The sequence below is a fragment of the Vibrio crassostreae 9ZC13 genome (genome assembly GCF_000272045.2).
Lineage (GTDB): Bacteria > Pseudomonadota > Gammaproteobacteria > Enterobacterales > Vibrionaceae > Vibrio > Vibrio crassostreae_C.
This window is the reverse complement of sequence record NZ_AJYZ02000019.1, coordinates 1743763-1758955: the sequence shown is the minus strand read 5'-3', so window position 1 is coordinate 1758955 and position 15193 is coordinate 1743763. Positions and strand designations below refer to the sequence as shown.

The 15193-nt window shown below is 44.2% G+C and carries 14 protein-coding genes, 1 riboswitch and 1 other annotated feature; of the genes, 5 read left to right on the top strand and 9 right to left on the bottom strand.

All coding sequences use genetic code 11. The features are described 5' to 3' along the window. Nucleotides 1–19: 19 nt before the first annotated feature. The 6 genes from hisH to A136_RS08970 form a co-directional block, all read right to left on the bottom strand. Nucleotides 20–634, bottom strand: a complete 615-nt coding sequence (gene hisH, locus A136_RS08995) for an imidazole glycerol phosphate synthase subunit HisH (RefSeq protein ID WP_017060268.1) — start codon at nucleotides 632–634, stop codon at nucleotides 20–22. 9 nt (nucleotides 635–643) lie between these two features. Continuing rightward, the gene (gene hisB, locus A136_RS08990) at nucleotides 644–1732 is read right to left on the bottom strand and encodes a bifunctional histidinol-phosphatase/imidazoleglycerol-phosphate dehydratase HisB (RefSeq protein WP_017065319.1); all 1089 of its coding nucleotides are present in this window, start codon (nucleotides 1730–1732) and stop codon (nucleotides 644–646) included. A gap of 129 nt (nucleotides 1733–1861) precedes the next feature. Next, nucleotides 1862–2902, bottom strand: a complete 1041-nt coding sequence (gene hisC, locus A136_RS08985) for a histidinol-phosphate transaminase (RefSeq protein ID WP_017060266.1) — start codon at nucleotides 2900–2902, stop codon at nucleotides 1862–1864. 9 nt (nucleotides 2903–2911) lie between these two features. After that, the gene (gene hisD, locus A136_RS08980) at nucleotides 2912–4213 is read right to left on the bottom strand and encodes a histidinol dehydrogenase (protein WP_017065318.1); all 1302 of its coding nucleotides are present in this window, start codon (nucleotides 4211–4213) and stop codon (nucleotides 2912–2914) included. Then, entirely contained in the window at nucleotides 4213–5109 is an 897-nt protein-coding gene (gene hisG / locus A136_RS08975; RefSeq protein ID WP_017060264.1) for an ATP phosphoribosyltransferase, read from the bottom strand. Before hisG ends, hisD begins: the two co-directional genes overlap by 1 nt. Nucleotides 5110–5162: 53 nt before the next feature. Continuing rightward, nucleotides 5163–5298: a sequence feature (His leader region), on the bottom strand. 190 nt (nucleotides 5299–5488) lie between these two features. Next, on the bottom strand, nucleotides 5489–7081 hold the full coding sequence (locus tag A136_RS08970) for a Na+/H+ antiporter NhaC family protein (RefSeq protein WP_017060263.1): 1593 nt from the start codon (nucleotides 7079–7081) through the stop codon (nucleotides 5489–5491). A gap of 112 nt (nucleotides 7082–7193) precedes the next feature. Next, a riboswitch (Lysine riboswitch) is annotated at nucleotides 7194–7371 on the bottom strand. A 364-nt stretch (nucleotides 7372–7735) separates the two neighbouring features. Here A136_RS08970 and A136_RS08965 point away from each other — a divergent pair. Next, nucleotides 7736–8146, top strand: coding sequence for an H-NS family nucleoid-associated regulatory protein (locus A136_RS08965; protein ID WP_017060262.1), 411 nt, complete (start codon nucleotides 7736–7738; stop codon nucleotides 8144–8146). A gap of 194 nt (nucleotides 8147–8340) precedes the next feature. On the opposite strand, the gene A136_RS08960 is transcribed toward A136_RS08965, so the two are convergent. Next, nucleotides 8341–9645 (bottom strand): inosine/guanosine kinase, encoded by a 1305-nt coding sequence (locus A136_RS08960; protein ID WP_017065317.1) that lies wholly within the window; start codon nucleotides 9643–9645, stop codon nucleotides 8341–8343. Nucleotides 9646–9747: 102 nt separating this feature from the next. Beyond that, nucleotides 9748–10017, bottom strand: a complete 270-nt coding sequence (locus A136_RS08955) for a hypothetical protein (RefSeq protein ID WP_010439986.1) — start codon at nucleotides 10015–10017, stop codon at nucleotides 9748–9750. Between the two features lie 204 nt (nucleotides 10018–10221). On the opposite strand from A136_RS08955, the gene mnmA reads away from it, so the two are divergent. The 3 genes from mnmA to purB all read left to right on the top strand — a co-directional run bounded on the left by mnmA (nucleotide 10222) and on the right by purB (nucleotide 13533). Beyond that, complete coding sequence (mnmA, locus tag A136_RS08950) at nucleotides 10222–11358, top strand: tRNA 2-thiouridine(34) synthase MnmA (protein WP_017060260.1); 1137 nt, start codon at nucleotides 10222–10224, stop codon at nucleotides 11356–11358. Between the two features lie 43 nt (nucleotides 11359–11401). Then, entirely contained in the window at nucleotides 11402–12019 is a 618-nt protein-coding gene (hflD, locus tag A136_RS08945) for a high frequency lysogenization protein HflD (RefSeq protein WP_017060259.1), read from the top strand. Between the two features lie 143 nt (nucleotides 12020–12162). Then, the gene (gene purB / locus A136_RS08940) at nucleotides 12163–13533 is read left to right on the top strand and encodes an adenylosuccinate lyase (protein WP_017065316.1); all 1371 of its coding nucleotides are present in this window, start codon (nucleotides 12163–12165) and stop codon (nucleotides 13531–13533) included. 314 nt (nucleotides 13534–13847) lie between these two features. On the opposite strand, the gene htpX is transcribed toward purB, so the two are convergent. Then, complete coding sequence (htpX, locus tag A136_RS08935; RefSeq protein ID WP_029235299.1) at nucleotides 13848–14711, bottom strand: protease HtpX; 864 nt, start codon at nucleotides 14709–14711, stop codon at nucleotides 13848–13850. 277 nt (nucleotides 14712–14988) lie between these two features. On the opposite strand from htpX, the gene A136_RS22835 reads away from it, so the two are divergent. After that, entirely contained in the window at nucleotides 14989–15156 is a 168-nt protein-coding gene (locus A136_RS22835) for a hypothetical protein (RefSeq protein WP_017060256.1), read from the top strand. Nucleotides 15157–15193: the final 37 nt, after the last annotated feature.

The window sequence follows — 15193 nt, the reverse complement described above, 5'->3', positions numbered from 1 at the left end:
AGCCGCTGCCTAATCCTTATTACAATTCCAAGAAGTTCTGAATCAGCTTAGAGCCAGCTTTCGAAGATCGCTCTGGGTGGAACTGAACACCATAATAATTGCCACTTTGAACCGCCGCAGTGAACGGATTACCGTAATCACATTGTGCGATTGTGTAGTCGCCCACTGGCATTGCGAAGCTATGAACAAAGTAGAAGTATTCGCCTTCTTCAATGTCTTTAAATAGCGGGTGATTAGGCGTTGCTGTTACTGTGTTCCAACCCATGTGTGGTAATGGTAAGTCGCCCGTTTCAAGTAAACGAACTTCGCCATCACACAAACCTAGGCATTCAACTAACTCATCAGCCTTTTGACCTTTCTCTTGAGACAGTTTGCCTAACAGCTGCATACCTAAACAGATACCCAGCAGAGGCTTCTCAACTTGCTTGACAAGGGTAACAAGGTCACGCTCTTGCAGGTTCTTCATTGCCTCACTTGCTGTACCTACACCGGGTAGGAATAGCTTGTCGGCAGCAAGAACAACTTCTGGTTCTTTTGAAATTTCAACTGCGTAGCCCAGACGTTCAATCGCAAACTTCACCGATGAAACGTTGGCACAACCAGTATCAATAATAACGACTTTTTGCTCTTTCATACCGAATCCTTACAGAACGCCTTTGCTGCTCGGTAACTCGTTACCTTCAACTTTAATTGCTTGGCGAAGTGTACGACCAAACGCTTTGAATAGGCTTTCAATGATGTGGTGATCATTGTTGCCAGCAGAAGAAAGGTGCAGCGTACAAGCTAGCGTGTCAGTTAATGAGCGGAAGAAGTGAACCACCATTTCCGTTGAAAGGTCACCCACTTGCTCACGGCTAAATTTAGCATCGAACTTAAGGTATGGACGGCCAGAAAGGTCTAGCGCACACTGAGCTAAACACTCATCCATTGGCAGGCTAAAGCCAAAGCGGCCAATGCCACGTTTGTCACCTAGCGCGTCTTTCAGAGCTTGGCCTAACGCAAGTGCTGTGTCTTCTACTGTGTGGTGATCATCAATGTGCAGGTCGCCTTTCACGGTCAGGTTCATTTGGAAACCACCGTGTGTCGCGATTTGATCAAGCATGTGGTCAAAGAAACCCATGCCTGTATCGATCTTGTTGCCACCGGTTTCATCAAGGTTTACCGCTACCTTGATGTCAGTTTCTTTGGTGGTACGAACCACTTCAGCAACACGCGCGTTAACCGTCAGGTCTTTTACAATTTGTGGCCAGTTTAGCGTGCCTTCCGTTTCAGCATCTGGGCCATATTGAATACCGCGGATTGCCATGTTCTCTGCAAGTTGAAGATCCGTTACTCGATCGCCAATCACAACTGAGTGTTGGAAGTCGACTTTACCGCCCTGCAGATATTCTTTAACCATACCTAGCTTAGGCTTACGGCAAGAGCAATTGTCTTCGTCAAAGTGAGGGCAAATAAGCACGTCGTCAAACTTAACGCCTTGAGATTCGAAGAACTCCATCATCATATTGTGTGGTGCATCGAAATCTTCTTGTGGGTAGCTATCGGTACCTAAACCATCTTGGTTAGTCACCATCACTAGACGGTAACCAGCATCTTGCAAAGCAAGCAGGCTAGGAATTACTCGCGGTTCGAATTTTAGCTTGTCTAAACGGTCTACTTGAAAGTCAACTGGCGGCTCAACAATTAAGGTGCCGTCACGGTCTATAAAAAGTATTTTCTGTTGTTTACTCACTTGAACTTCCTTTTAATTTTAAATCTGGTGGCCTAGCTAAAATCAAACGCTAACCCAAAATATTGGTTTCACTTGCCAGCCCAATTAATCAACTCAAACTGGCAAATGTTATTACTGGTAAACCTTTCATTACTGATAAAAGTTACGAATGAATCCAAGTGTCTTTTCGCACTCTTCGCGGTTACCAATACTAATACGAACACAGTCTTCAATAGGTGAATTACGCAAAATAATGCCCGTATCCCAAGCCGCTTTAAATAACTCATCGCCGTTCGGGAATTTCACCAGTAAGTAGTTACCCCAGCCATCAAAAACCGTCACTTGAGGCATACCTAATAGACCCGCCTGCAAATACGCTCGGTTAGCACTTAAATCCAGAACTTGGAACTTAGCTCGCGCGAGTCCTTGCTCTGAAAGTGCTTGAACGGCAATGTCAGCAACAGGGATTGGCACTGGATAAGGAGCAATCACTTTCAACAGTACATCGATAAGCTCTTTGTTCGCTAGCGTAAAGCCACAACGTAAGCCCGCCAAAGCAAAGGCCTTCGACAAGGTGCGCAGAATCGCTAGGTTTGGATATTGCTCAAGCAAATCAACGGTTGACGCTTCTGGACAAAAATCGATATACGCTTCATCCATCACCACAATCGCTTTGTCTTGTGTCATTTCAAGCAACTTGATGATGTCTTTGCGATCAACCAAATTACCGGTTGGGTTATTTGGGCTACAAACAAACACCACTTTTACGTTGTCGAGCTGAGCTTCGATAGCTGGAAGATCCAATTGCCATTCAGAAGTCAGAGGCACAACCTTACGCTCAACACCAATCGTCTCTGCACTGATTGCGTACATACCGTAAGTGGGTGGGCAGTAAAGAATAGCGTCTTCGTTCGGCTCACAGAAAGCACGAATCAGTAATTCAATACCTTCGTCAGCACCACGCGTTGTCAGAGTTTGCTCTGATTTCACGCCTGCGTATTGAGCGTAAGCATCAATCAGCTCTTTTGGCTGACATTCGCTGTAACGGTTAAGACGAGACAAGTTCAGGTTGTACTCGTTATCAAACGGAGATTCGTTGGCGTTTAGCCATACATCACCAGTACCGCCTATGCGTCTTGCAGACAAGTAAGGTGTTAGAGCCTGAACTTGTTTTCTTGCTAACTTTTCCATGCCCTACCCTTATTTCGCTTTATTTAACTTTTCAACTCGGATAGTCACAGCGCGTTTGTGTGCATCCAAACCTTCGGCTTCCGCCATTGTTACTACTGTTGGCGCTAGGCCTTTCAACCCATCGGCTGTTAGCTCCTGCACCGTCATTCGCTTAGAGAAATCAGCCAAACCTAGGCTTGAATACGTCTTGGTATAACCGTAAGTCGGAAGAACGTGGTTTGTGCCGGATGCGTAGTCACCTGCAGATTCTGGAGACCAGTCACCAAGGAAAATTGAGCCTGCATTATCTAGCAATGGCAGCAATTCACGTGGGTTCTTGGTTTGAACGATCAAGTGCTCAGGACCGTAGAAATTCGAAATCGCAATCGCTTGAGTGATCGATTCAGCAATGATGATTAAGCTTGAAGCCAATGCTTGCTGAGCGATGTTCGCACGAGACAGTTCTTTCAGTTGCTTTTGAACCGCTTCTGTTACTTGGTCTGCAACCACTGGAGATGGAGTTACCAATACTACTTGAGAGTCAGGCCCGTGTTCCGCTTGGCTCAACAAATCCGCTGCAATGAAGTCTGCATCAGCCGTTTCATCAGCAATCACTAACACTTCAGATGGGCCAGCTGGCATATCAATAGCTGCTCCGCGGAAGTCATTACTCACTTGGCGCTTTGCTTCCGTAACGTAGGCATTACCTGGGCCGAAGATCTTATCGACTTTAGCCACACTCTCGGTACCGTAAGCCATTGCTGCAACCGCTTGACCACCACCAACGTTGTAAACTTCGTCGATCTTACAAAGCTTAGCGACATACAAGATTTCATCAGCGATTGGCGGAGGTGAACAAAGCACAACCTTACGACAACCTGCGATTTGAGCAGGAACACCTAACATAAGAACCGTTGACGGTAGTGGCGCACTGCCACCGGGAATATAAAGGCCAACAGTATTAATCGCGCGCGTCACTTGCTCACACACAACACCAGGCTGTGTCTCAACCTTAATTGGCTGCGGCTTTTGAGCTTCGTGAAACTTAGCAATGTTGCTATAAGCTTGCTCTAACGCTTGCTTCATCTCTGGTGTTAGACGAGCACACGCCTCTTCAATCTCACCCGAACTGACTCGGATAGATTCTGGAGTTACACCATCAAACTTTGCAGTCAGCTTTTTAAGCGCGGCATCGCCTTCATTTCGTACTTTTGCAATAACATCAGAAACAGTCGCTGTGATGTTTGCACCTTCAGTAATAGCTGGACGCTCTAATACCGAGTCTTGCTGTGATTCACTTAAAGATTGCCAAACAACGGTTCTCATCGTCACTACCCCATCATTTTTTCGATTGGTAATACTAGAATCGAGCTTGCACCCAACTCTTTCAGCTGTTCCATTGTTTCCCAGAACAAGTTCTCTGTACTTACTAGGTGCACGGCAACTTTGTCTTTGTCTGTAGATAGAGGAAGAACCGTTGGATCTTCAGCACCAGGCAGTAGTGCTTTGATTTGCTCTAGTTGAGAGGTTGGCGCGTGAAGCATGATGTACTTCGACTCTTTCGCTTGTTGAACACCCTGCATACGAGTCAGTAGTTTTTCAATCAGTGCGGTCTTGTCTGCGTCGAAGTCGCCAACACGTTGAATCAGTGTTGCTTTCGATTGGAAGATAGCTTCTGCTTCTTTTAGGCCGTTCGCTTCAAGCGTTGCACCTGTAGAAACTAAATCAGCGATAGCGTCTGCAAGGCCAGCGCGAGGCGCAACTTCAACCGAACCTGTTAGCATACAAGTGCTGAACTCAACACCCTGCTCGTCCATGTAGGCTTTAAGTAGTTGTGGGTAGGTTGTCGCAATACGTTTGCCCGCTAAGTCTTGTGGGCCGTTGTATTCTTCGTCTTTATTAATAGCGATTGAAAGGCGGCAACCACCGAAGTCTAAACGACGTAGTGTGCGGAACTCTGAAGGCTCTTTAAGAGCAACACGATCTAGACGAACTTCTTCTAGTTCATTTTCACCGATGAAACCAAGGTCAACTACACCATCCATGATAAGACCTGGGATGTCGTCATCACGAACGAGTAACAAGTCGATTGGCATATTTAGTGAGTGAACCACTAGGCGCTCACCCATGATATTAAATTTAACACCACATTTTTTAAGTAGGTCTTGGCACTCTTTACTTAAGCGACCTTTCTTTTGAATTGCGATTCTTAGGCGTTGTGTCTGCATTGCTGTATCCCTGTGCAAATATTTGAATTTATTGATTATTTAAAAGCGCTAAAACTAAAAAACCCTCGGGGACTTTGTCATCCCGAGGGTTTAAATCTAAATTCTTTTGACTTAACCTCCGGGAGTAATCTTGCTCCCGGGTATACGTAAATCTCCCCGAAAGACTAGATAGGGTGATGATGGTGATGAATGTTCATTACTAATTTACGCATACTTATCAGCTCTTAGGTTGTTTGCTGTCTTGTCTCCACACTAACTAAGCTGACATCCTTTTTCAACCATTTATTCGAACTTTTTTCACGAAACTTAAAATTAAATTAACAGGCACAAAAAAGGGAGGCAAACGCCTCCCTGATAGTTTACTGATTAACTTTCAATTTTAGCTTTTGCACGTCGCCATTTTGCAGCGAGAGAAGTAAGCCAATGCAAAACATACAGCAACAAACGTTAGAGACGCTGCGCCAAATGCGATGCCAATTGAAGATGTCATACCTAGAGTGATGAAACCAATGCACGATACGAACGCTACAGACAACGCGTATGGAAGCTGAGTCGAGACGTGGTCGATGTGGTTACAACGAGCACCAGTAGAAGACAGAATCGTCGTATCTGAGATTGGAGAACAGTGGTCACCAAATACTGCACCCGCTAGAACCGCACTTAGCATTGGAAGAATCAGTGCGATATCCGATGCTGCAGCCATATCACCCGCGATTGGTAGCATGATACCGAACGTACCCCAAGATGTACCTGTAGAGAACGCCATAACGCCCGCTAGAAGGAACAACATAACCGGTAACCAGTGGTAATCAATGCTGCCTGTTACTAGAGACGATAGGTAAGAACCCGTTTTCATGTCGCCGATAACAGAACCGATAGTCCATGCAAACACAAGAATCAGAATCGCGCCAAACATAGAGCTAGCACCGATCCACATTGTTCTTGCGATATCAGTCATAGATAGCTTTTGCTTGAATACTGTCGCTAGTGCTACTAGTAAGCCAATAACACCACCGTAAACAAGAGACTTACCTACATCCGTGTTTTCGAATGCGCCTAGAAGGTTGAATGCTTGGCCATCAGCAGCCAGCGCTTGGCCGCCTGTGTAAAGCATTGCAGCCACTGTCGCTACAATTAGCGATACGATTGGCATAACAAGATCAGAAACTGAACCGTTTTCGCTCTCTTCGATGTCGAGCTCTTCGTTTAGATCGTGCGCTTGCTTCTGGTCGTTGTCGCCTTCAAAGCCACGGCCTTGAGATGCTTCGATCTCATGCTCACGCATCTTACCAACGTCTAGACCGAACCATGCTACTGCAAACACCATTAGTAGTGCGAATACAGCGTAGAAGTTCATTGGGATAAGACGAACGTAAGCACCCAGTGCAGAATACTCTGTCACACCGTGTGTCACTAAGATGCCACCAATGATCGTGATGATGTAAGCACCCCAGCTAGAAGCAGGCATGATCACACACATAGGAGCAGCTGTTGAATCTAGGATATAAGCAAGCTTAGCGCGTGATACATAGAAGCGGTCTGTTACAGGACGAGAGATAGCACCAACCGCTAGGCTGTTAAAGTAGTCATCAACAAAGATGAATACACCTAAGAAAGCAGCAAGTAGTTTTGAACCACGTTTGCTCTTAACGCGAGACTGTGCCCACTCCGCGAATGCGCGAGTACCGCCAGACAGTGTTAATAATGCCGTTGTCATTCCAAGAATAATTAGGAATGCAATGATGCTCATGTTCCAAGTGTTGATGCCACCATCTTCGATGAAAACACCAGATGCTTTAGTAAACACGTAACTAGCTGCGTTACCTACTGAGTAGTCAGCAAGTAGAATCGCACCCATGATGATACCGACACCCAAAGAAACCAATACACGGCGGGTAACAATAGCAAGGCTCAAAGCCACAAGGGGCGGAAGCAAAGATAAAGGTGATGTTGCAAAATCTATTAAATTCATGATCTTCAAAAACCAGTTTTTTATTTGGCTAGAGATCTACTGCAGACAAACTTGATACGGCTGACCAAGCTCATGTTGAACTAAGCGAAAGGGAAGTGAACACTTCACCCAACCCTACAGTAGCGCTCCATAGTTTAAAATTAAGACTATGGCAGTGTTGTACCTATTGAGCACAACCCCAGCAAATTGCTTAGATATACAATTTACTTCGGCAATTACACCTTTCATTCCCGTTCATTGGCATCACCCCAACGGAAGTTACTTTTTATAATTGCACCTCTACGTGCGATAACATTATTAACCGTGTAAACCAGAGTTTAACAACAAATTAACTAATACCTCGCATCAGGTAGCCGCAATTGTACTCATCAAGAGCAACAATGCAACATATCATTCCGAGAAAAATAGCTTTTTGCTAATGAACTAATCAATAAGAGAATAGTCTACATAAGTTCACTACTCCACCAGTCACATATCATTTTTTAAGATAATCTTAATAATTATTATAAATTCGATAGAAATACAGCTCTGAATTTTCAACTATTCATCTCACTTTTATATTTAAATATGTAATAGAAGAAATACTATTTGTTTTATTCCTAGGCTCTGTTTATTATTAGGAAGATTATTTAGTTTACCTTGATGGAAAATATCATGTCTGAATTAACAAAAACTCTATTAAATATCCGCAGCCTTCGTGCGTTCTCACGTGAATTAACTCTTGAGCAACTTGAAGAAGCGCTAGACAAGCTGACTATTGTTGTACAAGAGCGTCAAGAGTCTGAAGCTGAAGAGCGTGCTGCTAAAGCAGAGCAAGAAGCTAAGCTTTCTGCTATTGCTGAACAAATTGCAAAAGACGGAATTGATGTTGCCGATCTTATTGCTGCACTTTCTGGTGAAGCAAAATCTAAAACAACAAAAGCTAAACGCGCTCCTCGCCCAGCGAAATACAAATACGTAGACGCAAACGGCGACGAGAAGACTTGGACAGGTCAAGGCCGTACGCCTTCAGCTATCCAAGAACAGCTAGATGCTGGTAAATCTCTAGAAGAGTTTGCTATCTAAACATTTAGTTTACTTAGTGAGTAATCAATTACACGCTAAGCGATAGAATTAATATTTAAGTCGACCAAAGTATTATTTACGACTTCAATATATTCAGAAACAAAAAAGGCTCCTTTCGGAGCCTTTTTTATATTTGTACTATCAGTATTAGAAACCAACTGATACTGATAGTACTACTGATTAAAGAAAGTAACTTATCTTTCCCAGTACGCTTCTTCTAGGCTATCTTCTCTTTCAGGAAGGCCACGAGATAAACGTGGAGAGTGTTGAACCAACACTTCATAGCTTGCACGGTTAGAATATTTACAAACTTGTGAGAACGAAGAGTACGTCAAGAATGAATGTTGGTGCTTACTTGAGTTTGGCACGTTTTCTTTGTGGTACTTATTCGCAGCCATATCATGTAATAAAGCAGATAACGCAGCATCACCTGCACCATTGGTATTTTTGATCTTTTCTGGTCCACCCATGTATGGCGCAATGTGCGAATACACTTTGGTTGGGTTTTCACATAAATCTTTATGCGCAGGACGGCTAAATTCAAAACGGTTGAATTCAGCAATTGAACCTGGAAGTAAAGGCAGTGACGTTTCACGCTTAGCTGCATCTTCTGTATAACCAGCCATAAATAGGCCAACAGGTCCCGCAGTACATAGAACAAGGTCTACCCACTCTAGCGCTTTATCTGATGCAGCCAGTGGATCGCTTTCACCCGTTAATGCTTCAGCTTCGTCTTCATTCATTGCAACAACCGTTACGTGTTGCTCAAGGAAGTCTTTCCAGAATTCTGGATCATCTTGAATAACGAACTTAGTACCCAGTGTAAGAACGACTGGCACATCGTATTTCTTCGCGTATTCGATCGCTTTCATTGTTGCTTCAGGCATAGGGTCGCCTGGCTTACAACGAACTAAATAAGCGGTTAAAACTAAAGCAGAAGCACTTTTGAAGATTTTTTCAGGAATACTTTCTGGTTTTAATTGGTTCATTTGTCCTTCGCTAATTGCGAAAGTACGTTCACCGTCTTCTGTAATTAATGCAAAGCAGCGACCAATTGCGCCATCTACCCCTTGTAAATGGTTCAGATCCATTCTGCTTGATGTATTACATAAATAGCGATAACCGTAACTACCAATCTTAATATCTTGGCTCATTACACCTAACAGTGTAGAACGGTCATCCGCTAGCACTGAATAGTTGTGTAATGTGTTACCAATTGTGCCACCAGCGTATTCATTGGTAATCAGGCACTGCTCTTTTAATTCTTGATACAAAGATTCAGCGGCTGCGTCGCCAATAACCAGTGAATGTCCCTTGCTCAAACCATACTTCTCAATAAGTTCAGAACTCACCTTTGCTTCAATATCCACCAATGTTTGGTCAATACCGATAATATGAGTGCGTGACATTCTTTTACTGCTTTGAGCTTGGCTCACTAGAGGATCACGAGCGTGAACCGGAAAGTAGTGCTTTGATTTACGTTGTCCAGGGAATTTCATAAGGCTAGTCTAAGTCAAGGGGAAATAGGTGGCGGATTCTACCGCGCTATATTTAACGCGGCAATCTTTCAAACTATAGCAAACGTTTGCTGAAGGTTTTTTTTATTCGCCTTCCATAAAGCTTAAATCAGGCAGCATGCCCAAATGCTCCGCGTAACGTTTTTGATTAAACTCCGCGCCGTTTTTCATAACGTCAAATACTTCAATTGCCAGTGCACATGCCATAGCCGCAATTGCTTCTTCACGTGGAGTGCCTGTCATCATTAAACGCATCAACGTCTCTTTCACTTTCACTGGTTCGCCATCTTCAAGCTGGTTCTCGATGATCTCAATCAGCTCTTCTTCTTGCATAAATTCATTTTGTTCAGACATTTTTTTATCTCAGGTCTTGGATTTCGAGCGACTATGCCACATATACTTCTGACATCCTAGCGACTCACCTCGCTCTCATGCGATTCTCTAACAAAGTCAGCGCACTATTTGTGCAAATGAAACTGTGATTCCGGTCTCGGATCTGTCACGGCGTTTCTCTTTCTGTTAGAATCTGCGACCAAGTAATAGTAACGGTGTTTAGACATGTCAGATATCAGCTCTGGAAACAGCGAAAAGAAAGTAATTGTCGGTATGTCCGGCGGTGTAGATTCGTCAGTATCGGCGTATCTTCTTCAGCAACAAGGCTATCAGGTAGAAGGCCTTTTCATGAAAAACTGGGAAGAAGACGATAATGAAGAATACTGCACGGCAGCTGAAGATCTTGCTGATGCTCAAGCGGTATGTGACAAACTAGGTATCCACCTTCACACTATCAACTTTGCTGCAGAATACTGGGACAACGTATTCGAATACTTCCTTGAAGAGTACAAGGCAGGTCGTACACCTAACCCAGATATCCTTTGTAACAAAGAAATCAAATTTAAAGCATTCTTAGAGTTTGCGGATGAAGTGCTAGACGCAGACTACATTGCGATGGGTCACTACGTTCGTCGTACTTTCCCAACTCAAGAAGAGCTTGATGCTGGCGTAAAACCAGAAATGCTACGCGGTCTAGACAGCAACAAAGACCAAAGTTATTTCCTATACACGCTAAGCTCAGATCAAGTGGCACGCAGCCTATTCCCTGTCGGTGAATTAGAGAAGCCAGAAGTGCGACGTATTGCTGAAGAGCAAGACTTGATCACAGCTAAGAAGAAAGATTCAACAGGCATCTGCTTTATCGGTGAGCGCAAGTTCACTGAGTTCCTAGGCAAATACCTACCAGCACAACCGGGTAACATCGAAACACCTGAAGGCCAAGTGATTGGTCAACACCAAGGTTTGATGTACCACACGCTAGGTCAGCGTAAAGGCCTTCATATTGGCGGCACTAAAGGTGGTGGCGGTAACGAAGAACCATGGTTTGTTGGTGAAAAAGACCTTAAGCGTAATGTACTTATCGCAGTACAAGGTAAAGACCACCCTCTTCTGAAATCAGAAGGCTTGATCGCATCTCAACTTCATTGGGTAAATCGCACACCAATTACTGAAGTTATGACATGCACGGTAAAAACACGTTACCGTCAAACAGATATTCCTTGTACAATCATCCCAATTGATGATGAGAACATTAAGGTTATTTTTGATGAGCCACAAATCGCAGTGACCCCAGGTCAATCTGCAGTGTTCTACCAAGGCGAAGTATGTCTTGGTGGTGGTATCATCGAAAAGCGCATCTAATCAATCAAACGACAAACGATAGAAGACAACTAGGAGTTACTACGTGGCTAATACACTTTATGACCGTACTATTGCTTTCGCCGGAATTTGCCAAGCTGTGGCTTTGGTTCAACAAGTAGCGAAAGACGGCCATTGTGATAAAGATGCCTTTGAAGCTTCACTCAGTGCCATTTTAAATACCAACCCATCGAATACCGTGGGCGTATTTGGACGTGAAGCGAACCTAAAGCTTGGCCTTGAGTGCTTAGTAAAAGGTATCGATAGTACTCCAGCAGGTAGCGATATCACGCGTTACATCATCAGCTTGATGGCGCTTGAGCGTAAGCTGTCTTCTCGCAACGACTCTATGTCTCAGCTTGGTGACCGCATTCAAACTGCAGAGCGCCAAACTGAACACTTTGATCTGTTTGACGAGCAAATGATCAGCAACCTTGCAAGTATCTACCTTGATGTCGTCAGCCCTATCGGCCCTCGCATTCAGGTTTCTGGTACTCCGTCTGTACTTCAGCAGACATCGAGCCAACATAAGGTTCGCGCACTGCTTCTATCAGGGATTCGAAGCGCTGTGTTATGGCGTCAAGTTGGCGGTAAACGTCGCCACCTTATCTTCGGTCGTAAGAAGATGATCGAGCAGGCTCAAATCCTACTAGCTCGAATGTAGTTTATTAGCTCGCGCCTCGTCGCGAGCTTGTTTTTTGTATCAACACAACTCTCACGCAAACGATTGCGCAATGTGCGTGACAATTGAGATTGTTACTGGTATAAACCTCTCAAAATTTAGAAAACTCAATTCAGGAGAACACCATGGAACTGTCAGCATTGACTGCTGTTTCACCAGTAGACGGCCGTTACGGAAGTAAGACTATTGCATTACGCAGCATCTTTAGTGAGTTTGGACTACTAAAGTACCGCTCTATCGTTGAAATTCGTTGGTTACAAAAGCTTGCAGCAACTGATGCAATCAAAGAAGTACCAGCGTTCAGTGCAGAAGCTAACCAGTTTCTTGATGAACTAGCCGCTAACTTCAGCGAAGAAGATGCTCTACGTATCAAAGAGATCGAGCGCACGACTAACCACGACGTTAAAGCGGTTGAGTACTTCTTGAAAGAGAAAGTTGCTGGCGTTCCTGAACTTCACGCTGTAAACGAATTTATTCACTTTGCATGTACTTCTGAAGACATCAACAACACCTCTCACGCGCTTATGCTTAAAGAAGCTCGTGACACAGTGATTCTTCCAGAAATCCGTAACGTAATTGATGCTATCAAAGCACTTGCGAACGAGTACCGTGATATTCCATTACTGTCTCGTACACACGGTCAGCCAGCTTCTCCTTCTACTATGGGTAAAGAGATGGCTAACGTTGCGTACCGTATGGAACGTCAATACAAGCAAATCGAAAACGTTGAGATCCTAGCGAAAATCAACGGTGCTGTAGGTAACTACAACGCACACCTTTCTGCATACCCAGAAGTTGAATGGCACCAGTTTAGCGAAGAGTTCATCACTGAATCTCTTGGCGTAACTTGGAACCCGTACACAACTCAAATCGAACCTCACGATTACATCGCTGAGCTATTCGATGCAATTGCTCGTTTCAACACTATCCTTCTAGACTTCGACCGTGACGTTTGGGGCTACATCGCTCTTGGTCACTTCAAGCAGAAGACTATTGCTGGCGAAATCGGTTCTTCGACAATGCCGCATAAAGTTAACCCAATTGACTTCGAAAACTCTGAAGGCAACCTTGGTCTAGCGAACGCAGTATTCAGCCACCTTGCACAAAAACTTCCAGTTTCTCGCTGGCAGCGTGACCTTACTGACTCTACGGTTCTTCGTAACCTAGGTGTGGGTGTTGGCTACGCAATCATTGCATACACTTCGACTCTGAAAGGTATTAGCAAGCTTGAAGTTAACCGCGCTGCGCTACTTGCTGAACTAGACAAGAACTGGGAAGTATTGGCTGAACCAGTACAAACAGTAATGCGTCGTTACGGCATCGAAAAACCATACGAGAAGCTAAAAGAGCTAACTCGTGGTAAACGTGTAGATGGCGAAGGCATGCGTGCATTCATCGATGGTCTTGAGATTCCTGCAGACGAGAAAGTTCGTCTGAAAGAGATGACTCCAGCGAACTACATCGGCCAAGCAATCGAGCTAACTGACAAACTGTAAGGTTCGAATTTCGAATCACAGAATAGACTAAGGCTTCCCATGTGGAAGCCTTTTTGTTGAGCGGAACAAAGTGTATTGAGCACAAGAGACGTCAGCAAAATAATACAAAGCAACCCAGTATCATTACCCTACTCATCTCAATCCGTGCGATATCAACCAATCAATATCGTAATGCTTCATCACCAGTAACCCTCTATCGCCAGACACCTATTCCTCGAATACTTACTGTCTTAGATGCCAAGATCAAAAAAGACCTCCCGAAGGAAGCCTTTCAAATGTATCTTGTCGATTAGCGACTGAAGAATACGTAGCGATTACATGTTACGTAGAGAAGCAATACGCTTGTCTAGCGGCGGGTGGCTCATTAGAAGCTCTGTTAGAGACTTCTTACCGTTGATACCAAACGCCATCATAGAACCTTCTAGTTGTGGCTCATGGCTCACCTTTAGACGCTCTAGCGCTGCAATCATCTTCTCTTTACCAACCAAGTGCGCAGCACCTGAATCAGCATGGAACTCACGGTGGCGGCTGTACCACATGGTAATGAAGCTCGCTAGGAAACCAAATACCAGTTCCAGCACCATAGACACACCGAAGTACACCATCATGTTGCTGCCACCCTCTTCTTCGTTGTCATTCGACGCAACAATGTTGGCGATGAAACGAGATAGGAAGATAACGAACGTGTTCACAACACCTTGCATTAGGGTCATCGTCACCATGTCGCCGTTTGCGATGTGGCTAACTTCATGCGCTAATACCGCTTCAGCTTCGTCACGTGTCATGTTGTGCAGCAGGCCTGTTGATACCGCTACCAATGAATCGTCACGCTTAGCACCTGTTGCGAATGCGTTGATGTCTGGCGAATCGTAGATCGCCACTGTTGGCATACCAATACCAACTTGTTGAGCTTGACGGCTTACCGTCTCCATCAACCAATGTTCTGTTTCGTTACGTGGGCTTTCAATGACCATGCCGCCTACCGAGCGTAGCGCCATTTTCTTCGACATCATTAATGAAATGAATGAGCCGCCAAAACCAAATACCGCAGCCATCACCAATAAGCCTGATAGGCTACCGGGTTGCATACCTGTAACTGCGTATACAACATTAAGAACAACACTTAGTACCAATACAACCGCTAGGTTAGTTGCAAGGAACAACATTACTCGCTTCATTACTTATCTCCGCATGAAAGCTGTTTTTATAAAACTTATTGTTATAGACAAGGCAGACAGCAATAGATTCCAACCTTGAAGACTTATACTTACTTATACATATAGTCTTAGATTAAGAAAACAAGGTTAAGCATTAAATTGCAACATTTGATTACGAGACCATATCCGAATTAAATCCACTCTATTAGACCTAAGTCGTATGGTGTCGATATAACAATCCGTTTACAGTGACTTCAGATGATTTATTGGCTAGTCCATGTACAAAAAGGAAAGGATCATGGTTGAAGGTACTAACACTCAAATGGCTATCGATTTACTGTGCTGTCACCTAGGGATTACTGAAGAAGAAGCGAAAAAGCAGGTTGGAATCCTAACACCGCAAACGGCACAGACAAAAATCACAGAAACTCAGCAAGCTTTAATGGGACTGACTAAAGAACATTAGTTCTAAGCTTGTTTATTAAAAGACCGGTTGTTTATCA